The organism is Nocardia sp. NPDC056064 (genome assembly GCF_042266925.1).
In the GTDB taxonomy this organism is placed as follows: Bacteria; Actinomycetota; Actinomycetes; order Mycobacteriales; family Mycobacteriaceae; genus Nocardia.
Map to the genome: position 1 here is coordinate 1,811,582 of NZ_JBHJWO010000001.1, position 15,742 is coordinate 1,827,323.

Below are 15,742 nucleotides of genomic sequence, written 5' to 3' on the forward strand. Positions count from 1 at the left end.
CAACACGCGGACCAGCCCTCGCCACCAGCGATCCCGCAGCGAAACCGGGCGTCATCACCGCGGGTCAGCGCTGCGGCAACACCGTCTCGTCCCCCTCGGCGCGGGGCCCGAGGATCCGGCGCTCGGACTCCGCGATGGGCACGTCGTCGATACTGGCCTCCCGGCGCGCCATCCGCCCGTCCGCCGCGAACTCCCACTGTTCGTTGCCGTAGCTGCGCCACCACTGCCCCGTCGCGTCGTGCCACTCGTACTGGAAGCGCACGGCGATGCGGTTGTCGTGGAAGGCCCACAGATCCTTGCGCAGGGCGTAGCCGTTCTCGGTGGCCCATTTGCGGGTGAGGAACTCCACGATCGCGGCGTGGCCGGTGAAGAACTCGTCGCGATTGCGCCACACCGAGTCCTCGGTGTAGGCCGCGGCGACGCGCTCGGGATCGCGGGTGTTCCAGGCCGCCTCGGCGGCGCGCACCTTGGCGCGGGCGGTGTCGAGGTCGAAGGGAGGCAGGGGTGGCCGCATGCCGGCGCCTTTCATGTAACCATTAATATTCGATTGAACGGTTAGACCGTAGAACGACGGCGCTGCCATCGTCAACCCTTCGAAGACATTCGGACGGCCAGGAGAGCGGAGTTGATAACCTCGGGCATGCGTGATCCCCGTCCGCACTCCGGCGAACCACCTGCCCTGGACCTGCTCAATACCCGATGGCAGGGCACGGAACCCGGTGATCTGCTGACCGATCTCGACGGGGTGCGCACCTGGCTGACGCTGCTGGACCTGGCCGACCGTGTCCCCGCCGACCCGCGGACCCTCGCCGCGCTGCGCGCCACCCGCTCCGCCCTGCACGACGCCGTCACGCGCGCCGAGTACGCCCCGCTCAACCGGGTCCTGGCCCACGGGCGGGTCCGGCGGGAACTGACCGAGGCGGGCCCCCGCGAGATCCCGGAGGTGGACGACCCGGCGTGGTTGCCCGGGTGGCTCGCCGCCGACGATCTGCTGCGACTGCTCGCCGCGGCACCCCAGCGGATCCGCCAGTGCGCGCACCCCGACTGCGTGCTGTTCTTCTACGACACGTCCAAGAACGGCACCCGCCGCTGGCACTCCATGGCGACCTGCGGCAATCGCGCCAAGGCCGCCCGGCACTACGCCAAGGACCGGCCCGTTCAGAACAGTTCGTCGAGCAGCCGGTAGTAGTCGAGCTTGCCGCGGTCCGGATCGGGCAGGCCGTAGGCGGTGAAGAAGGCGGTGACCGCTTCGGGACCGAAGTCGCCGGACAGGTCGCGGTCGGCCAGGGCCAGGTCGCGGTAGCGGTCGGCGCGGCCCAGGGCGCCGGCATCGAGCAGCAGGCCACCGGCGAGGACGTTGCCGGGAGTGAAGTCGCCGTGCGTGACGACCAGGTCATCCTCGGCCGGTCGTTGCGCGCGCAGCCGGTCGAGGACCTCGGCGGGGGTGAGGCCGCGGTGGTCGTCGTCGAAATCGGTGGGGTCGACGAAGCCTTCGACGACCGCGCGGTGCGCCTGGGCGAGGGTCACGTCGAGTTCGCCCGCGAAGGGGCAGCGCGCGACCGGCAGCGCGTGCAGCGCGCGCAGCACGGTCCCCATCAGCGTGCCGACCTCGTGCGCTTCCGTGGCTCGGGCGAGCGATTCCGCGCCCGCGTCGGCCAGGACCAGCACGTCCTCGGCGAAGGCCGCCACTTCGGGGACCGCGATCCCGTTGTCGCGCAACCAGATCAGCCGCTCGTACTCGGCCACCGCGCGCGGGCCCCGCTTGATCCAGTACCCGCCCGCGCGCAGCAGATTGCCGCCGCGCCCCTCGTGCTCGCCGGACCAGGCCGGGAGCGGGCCGAGGAGTTCGGCGACGGCCGGGGGCAGCGGCAGCGCCAGTTCGGCGAGGTGGTCCAGGGCGGCCCTGGTGGATTCGATGAGTTCGGAATCGCCCTCGGCCACCCGCCGTTTCATCGCCTCGTTGAGCAACTGCGCGGCCTCTTGTGGACGATGCTGTTCGGCGAGCGACTTGCCCAGGTGGTGGGCGGCGAAGGAGACCAGGTCGGGGTCGTCCAGGGCCCGGCTGAGCTCGAGGGCACGCCGGTAGAGGATCTCGGCGCGGGCGGGTTCGCCCTGGTAGCGGTAGACATCGGCGAGATTGATCCAGACGGTGATCCGCCGCTGCTCGGTGTCGGCCAGCTCGAGGGCCTGGTCGAGCCGGTCGAGGGCCTGGTCGTAGCGGCCGAGCAGCATCAGGGCGATACCCAGCCTGCGCAGGCCCGCGAAGTCGTGCGGGTCGGCGACCGCGACGCGGGCCGCCAGCACCTCGGGGTCGGCCGGGATCATCCGCAACCGCTCATCGAACCGGTACGGGCGGGACGGGTTCTGCGCGGTCAGGGCCATGGCCGGATCACCAGCGCGACCGGGGGACGTCGAATTCGGCGCACAGCGCCCGCCACACGTCCCGCGGATCGGTGCCCGCCTCGATCGCGGCCGCGCCGGTTCTGCCGAACGTCGGGATGACGTGGTCGGCGAGCAGGGCGTCGGCGCGCGCCGTGCCGAACTGCGTGTGCATCAGTTCCTGGAATTCGGTCAACCGCACGCTGCCCAAGATACTCGCGCTCGGTGACCGCCGTCAGCGCCGCCGCATCGCGCGGGCCCTCACCCGGCGGCCCGGTGACAGATCTCGACCGGGTCCTCGACCTCCGTCGCGCTCTCGGCGGCCCGGCGCGCCGCGGCGGTGAAGGCCGGGTCGTCGAGCACCTGCCGGACCGCGGCGCCGACGGCCTCGGGCGTCAGCGGGCGCACCAGCAGCGAACTGCCCTGGCGGACCGCGCGATTGGCGAGTTCCCACTGGTCACCCCCACCGGGCACGGTGACCACCGGCACCCCCGCCGCCAGCGACTTGGCGAGCAGCCCGTGGCCGCCGCCACCGACGACCACCGCGGCGTGGGTGAGCAGTTCGTCCTGACGGCCCAGGCCCGCGGTCGCCCAGGCGGGCAGGTCGGCGGGCGGAGTGTCCAGGGTCGAGATCGCCACCCGCACATCGAGTCCGGTCAGGCCGTCGAGGACGGTCTCGGCCATCGCGGCCACGCCGGTGTGCGCGGTGGAGGGCGCCACCATCACCAGCGGGGCCTGTCCCGGCGGCAGCGGGAGCACGGCCTCGGTCGGCTCCCACAGCAGCGGGCCGACGACATGGGTGTCGGCGGGCCAGTCCGGCCGGTCCACCTCCAGGGCGGGCAGGGTGGCGACCAGCCGGGCGGTGGGGCCCGGCTCCTCGGCGGGCAGGCCGATGCTCTCCCTGGCCGCCCCGCGCTGCCGGTGCCCGGTGCGCACGGCACGCGCGGTCATCGTACGCAGGACGCCGTCGCGCATCCGGCCGCGCACGCCCTCCCCCGGCGCCAATCCGCTGCCGATCGGCGGCAGGGCCTTGGAGGGCAGGTACAGCGGGTGCGGGGACAGTTCCACCCAGGGCAGCCGCAGCCGCTCGGCGGCCATCCCACCGCCGGCGGTGAGCACGTCGGAGACGATGAGGTCGGGCAGCATCGCGCCCAGCTCGGGCAGGTTCTCGGTCGCGATGTGGGCGGCGCGTTCGTGGATGCGCGCGCCCGCGTCGGCGTCGTCGTCGACCGCGCGCGGCGCCAGGCCCTTGAGCCTGCGCACACCGATACCCGCCGCGCGGGCGGGCTCGAGCCAGCGCGGTCCGGTGAACAGCACCGGCTCGTCGCCTGCCGCCAGCAATCGCAGACACAACGCGATCGCGGGAAACGCATGCCCCGGATCGGGCCCGGCCACCACGGCAATTCGCATGCGCCACAGCCTGCCACACACGATCGGGGCAGGCCGTCGAGGTGGTGGATGCTCAGCCGGCGAAGGTGAACAGCTCGAACGCGACCGCGTGCTCGGCGGGGAAGCCGTCCTTGGGGCCGGTCGCCCGGTCGACGATGGCGCGCACCTGTTCCTCGACCGGCACCGGGCTGAGCACCTGCAGATAGCGGCGGTGCGCCGACAGCGAGGCCCGCGCCTGCTCCAGGAAGGCGCCGACATCGACCGCGTGCGTCGCCACCGGGCCCACCACCGCGGCCCAGCGCGCCGACCACGGCTCGAGCTCGGCCAGCTCGGGGAAGATCCATTCATTGCCCGCGTCGGAGACGGCGTCCATGGCCGAGCGGCCGACGGCGCGGTGATCGGCGCTGTTGACGAAACCCGGTGCCCAGGTGTCGCCGAAGTTGAACAGCACCACCATCTCCGGGCGATGCCTGCGCAGCGCGGCGGCCAGATCGCGGCGCAGGGCCAGGCCCTCCTCGACGCGGCCGTCGGGATGGTCGAGGAATTCGACGGTGTGCACGCCCACCTCGCGGGCTCCGGCGATCTCCTCGATCTCGCGCAGCGGGCCCGCCTGGGCGGGCGGCATACCCGCGATCCCGGCCTCCCCCCGGGTGACCAGCAGGTAGCGGATGTCCTTGCCCTGCCGGGTCCAGCGGGCGACGGCGGCGGCCGCGCCGTATTCGATGTCGTCGGGGTGCGCGACGATCACCAGGCCGCGCTGCCAGTCCTCGGGTAGCTGCTCCACCTCGCCCATGCTAGGCGCAGGCCCCGACCGATCACTGCTTGCTGAGCGGGCTCTGCTCGTTGGCGCCCGTCACCGCCTTGTACAGCAGGTAGACGCCGGTACCGATCGCGGCGATCACCAGGATCGGCAGCAGAGCCTTGATCAGCGCGCCGACGATCCAGATCGCGATCACCGCGACCACGACGATGCCGATGACTTTCCAGACCATGATGGGACTCCTTGCCGGTTCCGCGACCGCCGTCCGGCGATCCGTGACTTCGATGCTTCCATTCCTGTGCCGATAAATCACCAGGTCAGCGCCGATATCCGGGTGTAGATCAGGGTTCACCCCGAGACCGGGGGAACCGGACCGGCCAAAGCGGGCACCCGGGCCGGGGCCTGCGTCCATAATCGGGGCTCACGCGCTAGGAGGAGTCCATGGAACCCATCGTCACAGTCGCCGGTGGTGCCATCCGCGGCCGCACCGAACACGGCGTCACCCGGTTTCTCGGGGTGCCGTACGCGGCGGCGCCGGTGGGACCGCGGCGGTTCCGGCTGCCCGAGCCCGCGCCCGCCTGGGAGGGGGTTCGCGAGGCGACCGAGATGGGTGCCACCTGCGCGCAGTCGCCGTATCCGGCGCCGATCCACGCACTGCTCGGCAGCGACGGCATCCCCGGTGAGGAGTACCTGAACGCCAACGTGTGGACGCCGGACCCGGCGGCGCGCGGGCTGCCGGTCATGGTGTGGATCCACGGCGGGGCGTTCGTGCGCGGGTCCAACGCGCGCGCCATCTACGACGGCACCGCGTTCGCGCGCGACGGTGTGGTGCTGGTGTCGATCAACTACCGGCTCGGGGTGTCCGGGTTCGCCGTGCTCGACGGCGCGCCGCCCAATCGCGGTCTGCACGATCAGCTCTGCGCGCTGCGGTGGGTGCGCGACAACATCGCCGCGTTCGGTGGCGATCCGGACAATGTGACGATCTTCGGTGAGTCCGCGGGTGGGATGAGCGTGGCCGCGCTGATCGCGGCGCCGCAGTCGGCGGGGCTGTTCCGCCGCGCGATCGTGCAGAGCGCCAACGGGGCGGTCGCGGCCGATCCCGAGGACGCGCGCCGGGTGTCGGCCGCGCTGGCCGAGGAGCTCGGAATCGCGCCGACCGCCGCCGATTTCGGCGCGCTCGGCCCGGACGAGCTGCGCACCGCCCAGAACGCGGTGGCGCTGGCGGTGATGATGGACCCCGATCCGCAGCGCTGGGGCAGCACCGTGATCGAGCAGGGTCTGGGCATCATGAGCCTGTTCCCGGTGCGCGACGACGACATCGTGCCCGGCCCCGCCACCGAGGTGCTGGCCGCGCATCCCGAGCGCGCGGTGCCGCTGATCACCGGCACCACCGCCGACGAGTTCCGGTTCTTCACCGTGCCGACCGGCCTGGCCGCCGGGATCACCACCGACACCCTGCCGTTCGTGCTCACCCGCTACGGCATCGATCCCGGTGTGGCCGAGGCGTATTCGGCCCAGCGGCCCGACGCGTCCCCGCCGGAGATCTTCAACGCGATCCTCACCGACTGGTGTTTCCGTTCGGGCACCCTGGACTTCGCCGACGCCAATGCCGCGGGCGCGCCGACCCACGTGTACGAATTCGCCTGGCCCACCGGGATCTCCGGGCTCGGTGCCTGTCACGTGCTGGAGATCCCGTTCGTCTTCGACGCCCTGTCCGCCGCGCACACCCTCACCGGCCCGAATCCGCCGCAGGACCTGGCCACCGAGATCCACAGCGCCTGGGTCCGTTTCGCCACCGACGGCACGGTCGGCTGGCCCGCCTACACTCCCGAAGCCACCCACGTCCGGCTCTTCGACTCCCCCGGGTCCTCCACCGTCACCGACCTGCGCGCCGAGGAACTCGCCGCCCTCCGCCAGGCCATCCCCCGCCCCTGAACAGCAGCACGGACCGGTCCCCGCGCGGGGACCGGTCCGTGTGACAGGACTAGCGGGAGGATTCCCGGTGAATGGTGGCGGGACCGCGGTCGGCCATCTCGGTGAGGGCCTGGGCCCAGCCGTCGAGGCGGTCGGCGGCTTCGCGCAGGTCGGCGACGATGCCGTTGAACTGGTAGGCGACGACGGTGTCCTCGGGGACGGCGAGGATGCGGGCCGCGGCGGCGACGAGCTGTTCGTATTCCACGACGCCGGTCGACAGCCGGGTGACCACGTCGGCGACGGTGGTTTTCAGGGCCGCGACGGTTTCCGGATTGGCGCGCCCGACGGTGTCGGCGGCCTGTTCCATCGCGACCACATCGGCGGCGAGCGCGTGCAGGGCGGCGGCGCCGGAGCCGGCCGTGTCGAGCAGGTCGCGCAGTTCGTCCGCGGGGAGGCGGCGGGTGCGGCCGATCTGGGACCCGAGCCCGTGCAGGGCCCGTTCGGCCCGCAGGAGCCGCTGGATGGGCGCACGCGCGGCCGAGCGGACGCCCGGTGACTTGCGTGCCACGAAGGCCGCCTGCGGCAGCGGCTTGTCGCGCAACTGAAGGTAGCGCCGGGCGCTGAGGGCGGTCCCGGTGACGAACGCGACCGCACCGCCCCCGATCACCACCACCGCCCAGGCGGGTGCCGACACCACGGCCAGCCCCACCGCCCCGACCGTGGTGATCCCCGACGCGGTCCCGAGCTGGAAACTGCGCCTGCGCGCACGCCGCCTGCGCCGCAACTCCCGCTCCCGCGGATCGGCCCAGCGCCGCACGGCGACGAGCGCCTGCTCACCGACCCCGCGCAGGGTGGCGGGCACACCACCGGCCGCCGTGTGCACGACGTCCGCCGGCTCGACGATCTCGGCGCGCTGACGCCGCGTCTTCCCGCTCATCTCCCGTTCCTTCCGCCCTGTCGAACACCAGGACCACCCGGCTACCCGAGAACCCTACGACCACCCTCCGACAACCAACCCCGATCGCGAGGCCGACAGCCGGACCGCCGAACGGCCCGTCACCCTAGACACCGCCCGAGTCGGTCACCGACCACACCGCACCCATCAACCCGCCATGACCCGCACTCCCAGCCCCGCACCCGCGACCCCGAGGAGCGGCGGCCACGCAGTGGCCGGTCGCGGCCGGGCCGCCGGTCAGGCGCCGTTGCGTACGCGACGAAGGAGCAAGCAACGGTGCCTGACCGGCGGCCCTCCAGGGGCCGCGACCTCGAGCGCGCCAGCGCTCCAGAGTTACTGCGCCTGGCCCTTGTTGATCTGCGGGGCCTGCGCGGGCTTCTGCTGGGCCGGGTCGATCGCTGCCGCGTTGTTGCCGGTGGGCAGCGCGTCCCCGCGCATCGAGGCGCGGATCTGCTCGAGCTTGCTGTGCCCGGCCATCTGGATGCTGGCCTGCTGGACTTCCATCATCCGGCCCTGCACCGAGTTCTGGGCCAGTTCGGCGGCGCCGAGGGCGTCGGCGTAGCGGCGTTCGATCTTGTCGCGCACCGCGTCCAGGCTCGGGGTGGAGCCCGGCGCGGACAGGGTGGAGTCCATCCGCTGCAGCGAGGCCGAGACCTGTTCCTGCATCTTGGCCTGCTCGAGCTGGCTGAGCAGCTTGGTGCGTTCGGCGACCTTCTGCTGCAGCATCATCGCGTTCTGCTCGACCGCCTTCTTGGCCTGTGCGGCGGCCTGCAGCGACTGGTCGTGGAGCACCTTGAGGTCTTCCACCGACTGCTCGGCGGTGACCAGCTGCGCGGCGAACGCCTCGGCGGCGTTGGTGTACTGGATCGCCTTCTCGGTGTCGCCCGCGGCGGCCGCCTGGTCGGCCAGCGTGACGGCCTGCCGGGCGTTGGCGTTGAGCTTCTCGACCTCGTCGAGCTGACGGTTCAGCTTCATCTCCAGCTGACGCTGGTTGCCGATCACCGACGCCGCCTGCTGCGACAGCGCCTGGTGCTGACGCTGCGCCTCCTCGATAGCCTGCTGAATCTGGACCTTCGGATCCGCATGCTCTTCGATCTTGGAATCGAAGAGGGCCATCATGTACTTCCAGGCCTTCACGAACGGATTAGCCATCGATTGATCCCGCCTCCATCTGTGCGTCGCTCGTGCGACTGGTGGTACGCGACCGTCACGCACCAGATACGTGTTCATCCTTCACCATGCGGCACCCGGGCCGGACTGACCGGCCCGCTCGACGCCTGAGAAGAATCTATCCGTTCTCTCCAGCGGTGCGCAGCGTCTCGCGCGCCCGGGCGTGGGTTCGCCGCGTCACATTCCCTTCACCAGTACCAGCATCTCGGCACGGGGTGCCGGGATGACGATGCGGGTGTCCTCGGCGATACCGATGCGCGGGCCCTGCTCGGCGACCGCGCTGGCGGTGGCGGGCTCCTCGGTGGCGGCCGGTTCGGCGGGCGGCGCGGGTTCGGCCGCGACCTGCTCGTGGTCGGCGGCCGGGCCGGTCAGCGCGGGCTCGCGCGGGGCCGAGCCGTCGGCACCGGCCATGATGGTGCTCACGTCCCACAGCACCCGCGACAGCGGCACGTCCAGTGCCTCGCAGATGGCGGCGAGCAGTTCACTGGAGGCTTCCTTGCGGCCGCGCTCCACTTCCGACAGATAGCCGAGGCTCACGCGCGCCGAGGTCGACACCTCGCGCAGCGTTCGATGCTGGGCGAGACGCGCACGCCGCAGACTGTCCCCGATTGCCTCCCGCAGCAGCGTCATCTCGTTCTCCTCCACCTCGTGTCACCGCCGTGGCGGTGTTCACCTCTTTCTGGCACAACGTCGAGCACCGGCCGGTGGTTCCCGGCCGCGGCTAGTTCGTCGTCACACAGCGCAGCAACTCCCGCACCGCGCTGTGCACCGCACCGATTCTGATCGTCCATCGGTCACCGTGCAGTTTCAACCGGACCACTTCGCTGTGTCGTGGACCGGCCAATCCGAGGTATACCGTCCCGACCGGGTGCCCGTCCTGGGAATCGGGTCCGGCGACCCCGGTCAGCCCGACACCCCAGTCCGCGCCGCAGCGTTGCCGGGCACCCACCGCGAGCTGTTCGGCCGTGGACGCGGCGACCGGTCCGTCGCTGCGAAGGATCGTGTCGTCGACGCAGGCCAGGCCGTTCTTGAGGTCGGTCGCGTACACGATCAACCCACCGCGCAGCACCGCGCTGGCACCCGGTACTCCGGCCACGGTAGCCGCCAGCAGGCCCGCGGTCAGCGATTCGGCGGTGGCGACGGTCTGTCCCGCCGCGATCAGGGCTTCGACCAGTTCGGTGACCGGCGCGCCGCCGACGAGCGGATCGCTCACGAGCGGGACTCACCGCGCGCCCGGCCCCCGGCCACCCACAGCCGGACCGCCTGACCGACATAGTCCAGTCCGGTGACCACCGTCAGCGCCACCGCCAGGTACATCAGCCACATGCCCGCGGTCTCGTAGGCGCCCGAGAGCGGCAACAGCAGCAGCGCGATGGCCACCGACTGCACCAGCGTCTTGAGTTTGCCGCCACGGCCCGCCGGGATCACCCCGCGCCGCACGACCACCAGCCGCAGCAGCGTGATGCCGACCTCGCGACCGCAGATGACCAGGGTGATCCACCAGGGCAGATCCCCCAGGATCGACAGCGCGATCAGCGCCGATCCGATCAGCGCCTTGTCCGCGATGGGGTCGGCGAGCTTGCCGAAATCGGTCACCAGACCGTATTTGCGGGCCAGTTGCCCGTCGAAGCGATCGGTGATCGCGGCCAGGCCGAAGATCGCGGCGGCCGCGACGCGCCAGCGGGTGTCGTGCCCGCCGCCGGCGAACAGCGCCAGCACGAACAGCGGGACCAGCACGATCCGCGCGATGGTCAGCACATTGGCGATGTTGAGCAGCGGGACGTGCTTGTCGGCGCGCTCGGACGCCGGAGGGTGCCCGTATCCCCGATCGATTTCCTCAGGTCGCACGCTCATGCTGTGACCATCCGGCAGGCTCGGGCGCTGTCCGTGGTTACGCAGACCGCCTCCTCCGCGCGCTGTGCTCTCATGCCCTGGCCCTCTCGGCATCCCCCGGCACTGCGCCGCCGTTCACAGAAGTCGCGCGCGGTTTGCTCGTGCGCGCGGCGCCGCGCGACCCGGTCGACGGGCCCGGCGCGATGCGGTGAGCGGATCGACAGGATGTGCGGCACATGTTCAGACTATCGGTAAGCGGGCCGACTACTGTGCACCCCATGACCTCACGGGGACCACTGGGTGGTTCGACCAGCGACGCGCACTCCGTCGCGCCCACTGTGGCGCCTGTCCCCGGTCTGGCCGTCCGACGAGCGCGAACCTCCGATGTCCCCGTGATCAAGCGCCTGGTCGACGAGTACGCGGGCCGCATCCTGCTGGAGAAGAACCTGGTCACCCTGTACGAGTCGGTGCAGGAGTTCTGGGTGGCCGAACTCGACGGGCAGGTCGTCGGATGTGGCGCGTTGCACGTGCTGTGGGCCGATCTGGGCGAGGTACGCACGGTGGCGGTGGATCCTGTCGTGAAGGGCCGCGGGGTGGGCGGCGCGGTGGTGGACCGGCTGGTCGCGGTCGCGCGGGACCTGCAACTGCAGCGGCTGTTCGTGCTGACCTTCGAGGTGGACTTCTTCGCCCGCCACGGTTTCGTCGAGATCGACGGCACCCCCGTCACCGCCGAGGTGTACGCCGAGATGTGCCGGTCCTACGACACCGGTGTCGCCGAGTTCCTCGACCTGAGTTATGTGAAGCCGAACACGCTCGGCAACACCCGCATGCTGCTGACCCTCTGACCGCAGTTCCCTCGCCAGAAAGTGATCGACGTGCCGATCTTCGCTGTCCACTACACCTACACCGAGGCCACCGCCGCCGACCGGGCGACCAACCGGCCCGAGCACCGCGCCTGGCTCGACGCCCTGGTCGACGCGGGCACCGTGCTGAGCAGCGGCCCCTACCCGGACGGGACGGGCGCGCTGCTGATCTTCCGCGGGGACGACGAGCCCTCGCTCAGCGAACTGCTCACCGAGGACCCGTTCGCGAAGCTCGGCCTGATCGAGGCCGTGCGCGTGGTCGAGTGGCTGCCGGTGATGGGCGCCTTCGCCGGCTGATCCCCGACACAGCACTGCCCGGAACCCGGTCCAGGTTCCGGGCAGTGTGCGTTCAGGCGGCGGTGCGGCGGGTGCGCAGCAGGCTCGCCACGGTGGCGACGACCAGGATGCCGATGATGACCCCCAGCGAGACCGCCGTGGAGATCTCCGGGACGCTGACGTGCTCGCCACCGTTGATGAACGGCAGCGTGTTCTCGTGCAGCGCGTGCAGCACCAGCTTGATGCCGATGAAGGCCAGGATCGCGGCCAGCCCGTAGGACAGGTAGACCAGGCGATCGAGCAGGCCACCGATCAGGAAGAACAGCTGCCGCAGACCCATCAGGGCGAAGGCGTTGGCGGTGAACACCAGGTACGGCTGTTCGGTGAGGCCGTAGATCGCCGGGATGGAGTCCAGCGCGAACAGCAGGTCGGCGAAGCCGATGGCCAGCAGCGCCAGCAGCAGCGGTGTCACCACCCGGCGGCCGTCGATCCTGGTGACGAGCTTGTCGCCGTCGTACTGGTCGGTGGTGGGCAGGATGCGCTTGGCCAGCGCGACGATGCGGCTGTCGCGTTGCTCCTCGTGTTCGACCTCGTGCCCGCTCTCGCGCAGCAGCTTGACCGCGGTGAAGATCAGGAACGCGCCGAACAGGTAGAACACCCAGCTGAACGCGCTGATCGCGGCCGCGCCGACGGCGATGAAGACACCGCGCATGACCAGTGCCAGCACGATGCCGATCAGCAGCACCTTCTGCTGGTAGATCCGCGGCACCGCGAAGGTGCTCATGATGATCAGGAAGATGAACAGGTTGTCCACCGAGAGGGCTTTCTCGGTGACGAAACCGGCGTAGTACTCGCCGGCGAAGGTGCCGCCCCACTTCCAGGCGACGAACAGGCCGAACAGCAGGGCCAGGCCGATGTAGACGGCCGACCAGAGCCCCGATTCCTTGAAGGTCGGTTCGTGCGGGGTGCGCACATGGGCGAAGAAGTCGAAGACGAACAAGCCGAGGATCACCACACCGGTGATCACCCACTCGAGCGTGGTCACCTGCATGTGGTGGTCCGATCGATGAAGTTCATGCCGCCCATCATGCCTGAAATGTCCGTTTCAGTCGCGTTGCGGAACAATTGCCCGTCATGATTTCACACACAACCCCGCCGACCCGCACATGGGCCGTCCGGCGCGCGGAAAATCCGTTTCGCCGCACCGTGCCGCCTTGCTACCGTCGGTGCATCGTCGACCACCACCGGCACCCCCGAAAGGAGCCAGCCGTGCAGCAATCCACCGCGCAGTACGAACGCCGTGTCGACATGCCCGGGCTGATCCCGGGTCCCGCACGGTCGCAGCGCCTTTCGCACGCCCGCTGACCGGGCACCCTCCCGCCCCGATCCGGGCACTCCCCACGACGTAGGCCCCCGCTACGGTCCCTCCTCGTTCGTCGCCGTCCACTCCCGGCACGGTCAGAGCAAACCCGGCACCCCACGTCGATCGAGCGCGCGCCGAACCTACTCGTCCCCGGCGCCACCACGGATCGAGAACAGCAGCCCGTCGAGTTCGTCGGGCTTGATCAGCACATCGCGGGCCTTGGACCCCTCGCTGGGACCCACGACGCCGCGGGTCTCCATCAGGTCCATCAGTCTGCCCGCCTTGGCGAAGCCGACGCGCAGCTTGCGCTGCAGCATCGAGGTGGAACCGAACTGCGAGGTGACGACCAGTTCCACGGCCTGCAGCAGCACGTCCATGTCGTCGCCGATATCGGGATCGACGTCCTTGGCCTCGCCCTGCTTGGCGGCGGTGACGCCCTCCTGGTACTCCGGCTCGGCCTGGGTCTTGCTGAACTCCACGACCGCGTGGATCTCCTCGTCGGAGATGAACGCGCCCTGCAGACGGGTCGGCTTGCCCGCGCCCATCGGCAGGAACAGGCCGTCGCCCATGCCGATCAGCTTCTCCGCGCCCGGCTGGTCCAGGATGACGCGCGAGTCGGTGAGCGAGGAGGTCGCGAAGGCCAGCCGCGAGGGCACATTGGTCTTGATCAGGCCGGTGACCACGTCCACCGAGGGGCGCTGGGTGGCCAGCACCAGGTGGATGCCCGCCGCACGGGCCTTCTGGGTGATCCGCACGATCGCGTCCTCGACATCGCGCGGGGCGGTCATCATCAGATCCGCGAGCTCGTCGACGATGGCCAGGATGTAGGGATAGGGCCGGTAGACGCGTTCGCTGCCCAGCGGGGCGGTGATCTGGCCCGACTTCACCTTCTTGTTGAAGTCGTCGATGTGGCGCACCTTGTTGGCCTGCATGTCCTGATAGCGCTGTTCCATCTCCTCCACCAGCCAGGCCAGCGCGGCGGCGGCCTTCTTGGGCTGGGTGATGATGGGCGTGATCAGGTGCGGAATGCCCTCGTAGGGGGTGAGCTCCACCATCTTCGGGTCGATCAGGATCATCCTGACCTCCTCGGGGGTGGCCCGGTGCAGCAGCGAGACCAGCATCGAGTTCACGAAGCTGGACTTACCCGAACCGGTGGAACCCGCCACCAGCAGATGCGGCATCTTGGCCAGATTCGCCGAGACGAACTCGCCCTCGATGTTCTTGCCCAGGCCGATCACCAGCGGATGGTGGTCGTTGCGGGTGTGCGGCGACTTGAGCACGTCGGCCAGGCGCACCAGTTCCCGATCGGAATTGGGCACCTCGATGCCCACGGCCGATTTGCCCGGGATCGGCGCGAGCAGGCGCACGTTCTCGGTGGCCACCGCGTAGGCCAGGTTGCGGGCCAGCGCCGTGATCTTCTCGACCTTGACGCCCGGACCCAGTTCCACCTCGTAGCGGGTGACCGTCGGGCCGCGCACGAAACCGGTGACCGCGGCGTCGATCTTGAACTGCACCAGCACCTCGGTGATCGCCTCGATCATCGATTCGTTGGCGGCCGAGCGCTTCTTGGGGGGATCGCCGTCGAGCAGCAGCGTCAGCGGGGGCAGGGTGTAGTCGCCGTCGACCACCCGGTCGGTGACGAACTCCGGTTCCGCCGGGGCGGGCGGGGTCTGGTCGACGACCTTGGCGGGCGGGCGCTTGCGCGCCGGTTTCGGCGCGGGTTCCGGCGCCGGGGGCATGTCGTCGAGGCCGAGTTGTTTGGCCTCGCGCAGCGGCGGTTCGCCCAGCGATTCGGTGACCGCGTCGGAGCCGCCGAACTCGTCGGGCGGGTAGTTGTCGTCGGGGGTGCGGCCGCGGCGACGGGTGCGCGGGCGGTGCACCGGGAAACCGTCGGCGTCGTAGTCGGCCGGATCGTAGGGGTCCTCGGCGTGCTCACCCAGGCCGAAGTACTCGCGCAGCCGCGCGGGCGCCTCGCGCACCGTGGTGCCGGTGAGCAGCAGCACGCCGAACACCATGGCCAGCAACAGGATCGGCAGGGCCAGCCACGGCGTGAGGCCCTGGCCGAGCGGTCCGCCGACGGCGTAGCCGAGAATGCCCGCGGCATCGGCCCGGCCGCGGGCGTCGGTGGGCGAGCCCGCCGCCAGATGCCAGATGCCCAGGGCGGGGGCGATGACCAGGAGTCCGCCGAGCACCAGGCGCGGGCGGATCTCGGGATGCGGTTCGGTGCGCATGAGGATCACCGCGAGACCGACCAGCAGGATCGGGGCCAGGACCGCCGCCGACCCGGCGATGGCGCGCACGACGTCTTCGAGGAACCGGCCGACCGGCCCGCCCGCCGACAACCACATGGCCGCGGCGATGATCACGCTCAACGCGATGAGCGCCAGCCCGATCCCGTCGCGCCGGTGCCCGTGTTCGAGATCGCCTGCCCGGCTCAGCGTGCGGGTGGTGGCCCCGACGCCGCGCGCGAGCATGTTCCAGCCGTTGCGGATGCCGCGGCCGATCACCGCGGGCGGCGCGGTGGGTGAGGCCTTCTTGACGGGCCTGCGGACGGGGGTGGTGCGCCCACGCGGCGCCGACGACGCTCGCGGAGTCGCCGAACGGGATCGCGCCGCCGGCGTCTGCCCCCGGCTCGATCCCGCCCGCGCACGAGAGGTCGTGGTGCTGCGGGACTTACCTGCCATGACCATCAGGCTAGCCGCTCGGGCCCCGTCCGGACCATCCGCAACACTGGCCACACCCCTCCCGACCGGGGTCTTCGCAGGTCGCGGGGCCCCGGTCACCGCGGGGAAACACCGATCCGGACCGCGTTTCGCGGCGGGCCGCTTACGGAATGCTTA

17 protein-coding genes are annotated in these 15,742 nt (G+C 70.9%); 4 read left to right on the plus strand and 13 right to left on the minus strand.

Features of this window, described 5'->3' with window-relative positions; all coding sequences use genetic code 11:
- Positions 1–64 precede the first annotated feature (64 nt).
- On the minus strand, positions 65–514 hold the full coding sequence (locus ACFC06_RS08370) for a nuclear transport factor 2 family protein (RefSeq protein ID WP_375929117.1): 450 nt from the start codon (positions 512–514) through the stop codon (positions 65–67).
- A gap of 126 nt (positions 515–640) precedes the next feature.
- Between ACFC06_RS08370 and ACFC06_RS08375 the strand changes: the two genes are divergently transcribed.
- Entirely contained in the window at positions 641–1,186 is a 546-nt protein-coding gene (locus ACFC06_RS08375) for a CGNR zinc finger domain-containing protein (protein WP_375929118.1), read from the plus strand.
- Here the strand turns inward: ACFC06_RS08375 and ACFC06_RS08380 are convergent.
- Genes ACFC06_RS08380 through ACFC06_RS08400 form a run of 5 tightly spaced genes read right to left on the minus strand, consistent with a single transcriptional unit; the run spans position 1,159 to position 4,760 of the window.
- Positions 1,159–2,382, minus strand: coding sequence for a tetratricopeptide repeat protein (locus tag ACFC06_RS08380; RefSeq protein ID WP_375929119.1), 1,224 nt, complete (start codon positions 2,380–2,382; stop codon positions 1,159–1,161). The genes ACFC06_RS08375 and ACFC06_RS08380 overlap by 28 nt on opposite strands.
- 7 nt (positions 2,383–2,389) lie before the next feature.
- Positions 2,390–2,581 (minus strand): DUF3046 domain-containing protein, encoded by a 192-nt coding sequence (locus tag ACFC06_RS08385; protein ID WP_278263979.1) that lies wholly within the window; start codon positions 2,579–2,581, stop codon positions 2,390–2,392.
- Between the two features lie 59 nt (positions 2,582–2,640).
- Positions 2,641–3,789 (minus strand): glycosyltransferase, encoded by a 1,149-nt coding sequence (locus tag ACFC06_RS08390; protein WP_375929120.1) that lies wholly within the window; start codon positions 3,787–3,789, stop codon positions 2,641–2,643.
- 52 nt (positions 3,790–3,841) lie between these two features.
- Complete coding sequence (locus ACFC06_RS08395; protein ID WP_375929121.1) at positions 3,842–4,552, minus strand: PIG-L deacetylase family protein; 711 nt, start codon at positions 4,550–4,552, stop codon at positions 3,842–3,844.
- Between the two features lie 31 nt (positions 4,553–4,583).
- Positions 4,584–4,760, minus strand: a complete 177-nt coding sequence (locus ACFC06_RS08400; protein ID WP_375929122.1) for a hypothetical protein — start codon at positions 4,758–4,760, stop codon at positions 4,584–4,586.
- A gap of 209 nt (positions 4,761–4,969) precedes the next feature.
- On the opposite strand from ACFC06_RS08400, the gene ACFC06_RS08405 reads away from it, so the two are divergent.
- The gene (locus tag ACFC06_RS08405) at positions 4,970–6,463 is read left to right on the plus strand and encodes a carboxylesterase/lipase family protein (RefSeq protein WP_375929123.1); all 1,494 of its coding nucleotides are present in this window, start codon (positions 4,970–4,972) and stop codon (positions 6,461–6,463) included.
- Between the two features lie 49 nt (positions 6,464–6,512).
- On the opposite strand, the gene ACFC06_RS08410 is transcribed toward ACFC06_RS08405, so the two are convergent.
- The 5 genes from ACFC06_RS08410 to pgsA all read right to left on the minus strand — a co-directional run bounded on the left by ACFC06_RS08410 (position 6,513) and on the right by pgsA (position 10,421).
- Entirely contained in the window at positions 6,513–7,379 is an 867-nt protein-coding gene (locus ACFC06_RS08410; protein ID WP_375929124.1) for a hypothetical protein, read from the minus strand.
- A gap of 351 nt (positions 7,380–7,730) precedes the next feature.
- Complete coding sequence (locus ACFC06_RS08415) at positions 7,731–8,549, minus strand: PspA/IM30 family protein (protein WP_375929125.1); 819 nt, start codon at positions 8,547–8,549, stop codon at positions 7,731–7,733.
- A 195-nt stretch (positions 8,550–8,744) separates the two neighbouring features.
- Complete coding sequence (locus tag ACFC06_RS08420; protein WP_375929126.1) at positions 8,745–9,197, minus strand: helix-turn-helix domain-containing protein; 453 nt, start codon at positions 9,195–9,197, stop codon at positions 8,745–8,747.
- A gap of 91 nt (positions 9,198–9,288) precedes the next feature.
- The gene (locus ACFC06_RS08425) at positions 9,289–9,780 is read right to left on the minus strand and encodes a CinA family protein (protein ID WP_375929127.1); all 492 of its coding nucleotides are present in this window, start codon (positions 9,778–9,780) and stop codon (positions 9,289–9,291) included.
- Entirely contained in the window at positions 9,777–10,421 is a 645-nt protein-coding gene (gene pgsA, locus ACFC06_RS08430) for a CDP-diacylglycerol--glycerol-3-phosphate 3-phosphatidyltransferase (protein WP_375929128.1), read from the minus strand. Before pgsA ends, ACFC06_RS08425 begins: the two co-directional genes overlap by 4 nt.
- A gap of 257 nt (positions 10,422–10,678) precedes the next feature.
- Between pgsA and ACFC06_RS08435 the strand changes: the two genes are divergently transcribed.
- Together ACFC06_RS08435 and ACFC06_RS08440 are read left to right on the plus strand one after the other, a co-directional pair.
- Positions 10,679–11,245, plus strand: a complete 567-nt coding sequence (locus ACFC06_RS08435; RefSeq protein WP_375929129.1) for an amino-acid N-acetyltransferase — start codon at positions 10,679–10,681, stop codon at positions 11,243–11,245.
- Positions 11,246–11,275: 30 nt separating this feature from the next.
- Positions 11,276–11,560 (plus strand): YciI family protein, encoded by a 285-nt coding sequence (locus ACFC06_RS08440; protein ID WP_375929130.1) that lies wholly within the window; start codon positions 11,276–11,278, stop codon positions 11,558–11,560.
- Between the two features lie 52 nt (positions 11,561–11,612).
- On the opposite strand, the gene ACFC06_RS08445 is transcribed toward ACFC06_RS08440, so the two are convergent.
- Together ACFC06_RS08445 and ACFC06_RS08450 are read right to left on the minus strand one after the other, a co-directional pair.
- On the minus strand, positions 11,613–12,590 hold the full coding sequence (locus tag ACFC06_RS08445; protein ID WP_375929131.1) for a TerC family protein: 978 nt from the start codon (positions 12,588–12,590) through the stop codon (positions 11,613–11,615).
- A 452-nt stretch (positions 12,591–13,042) separates the two neighbouring features.
- Positions 13,043–15,586, minus strand: a complete 2,544-nt coding sequence (locus ACFC06_RS08450) for a DNA translocase FtsK 4TM domain-containing protein (RefSeq protein ID WP_375929132.1) — start codon at positions 15,584–15,586, stop codon at positions 13,043–13,045.
- Between the last annotated feature and the right edge of the window lie 156 nt (positions 15,587–15,742).

What these genes read in the sequence shown, in the direction of transcription:
- ACFC06_RS08420 (WP_375929126.1), bottom strand. Translation starts at nt 9,197, where the DNA reads ATGACGCTGCTGCGGGAGGCAATCGGGGACAGTCTGCGGCGTGCGCGT.
- pgsA (WP_375929128.1), bottom strand. Translation starts at nt 10,421, where the DNA reads ATGAGCGTGCGACCTGAGGAAATCGATCGGGGATACGGGCACCCTCCG.
- ACFC06_RS08400 (WP_375929122.1), bottom strand. Translation starts at nt 4,760, where the DNA reads ATGGTCTGGAAAGTCATCGGCATCGTCGTGGTCGCGGTGATCGCGATC.
- ACFC06_RS08375 (WP_375929118.1), top strand. Translation starts at nt 641, where the DNA reads ATGCGTGATCCCCGTCCGCACTCCGGCGAACCACCTGCCCTGGACCTG.
- ACFC06_RS08435 (WP_375929129.1), top strand. Translation starts at nt 10,679, where the DNA reads ATGACCTCACGGGGACCACTGGGTGGTTCGACCAGCGACGCGCACTCC.
- ACFC06_RS08410 (WP_375929124.1), bottom strand. Translation starts at nt 7,379, where the DNA reads ATGAGCGGGAAGACGCGGCGTCAGCGCGCCGAGATCGTCGAGCCGGCG.
- ACFC06_RS08370 (WP_375929117.1), bottom strand. Translation starts at nt 514, where the DNA reads ATGCGGCCACCCCTGCCTCCCTTCGACCTCGACACCGCCCGCGCCAAG.
- ACFC06_RS08415 (WP_375929125.1), bottom strand. Translation starts at nt 8,549, where the DNA reads ATGGCTAATCCGTTCGTGAAGGCCTGGAAGTACATGATGGCCCTCTTC.
- ACFC06_RS08450 (WP_375929132.1), bottom strand. Translation starts at nt 15,586, where the DNA reads ATGGCAGGTAAGTCCCGCAGCACCACGACCTCTCGTGCGCGGGCGGGA.
- ACFC06_RS08390 (WP_375929120.1), bottom strand. Translation starts at nt 3,789, where the DNA reads ATGCGAATTGCCGTGGTGGCCGGGCCCGATCCGGGGCATGCGTTTCCC.
- ACFC06_RS08380 (WP_375929119.1), bottom strand. Translation starts at nt 2,382, where the DNA reads ATGGCCCTGACCGCGCAGAACCCGTCCCGCCCGTACCGGTTCGATGAG.
- ACFC06_RS08445 (WP_375929131.1), bottom strand. Translation starts at nt 12,590, where the DNA reads ATGCAGGTGACCACGCTCGAGTGGGTGATCACCGGTGTGGTGATCCTC.
- ACFC06_RS08405 (WP_375929123.1), top strand. Translation starts at nt 4,970, where the DNA reads ATGGAACCCATCGTCACAGTCGCCGGTGGTGCCATCCGCGGCCGCACC.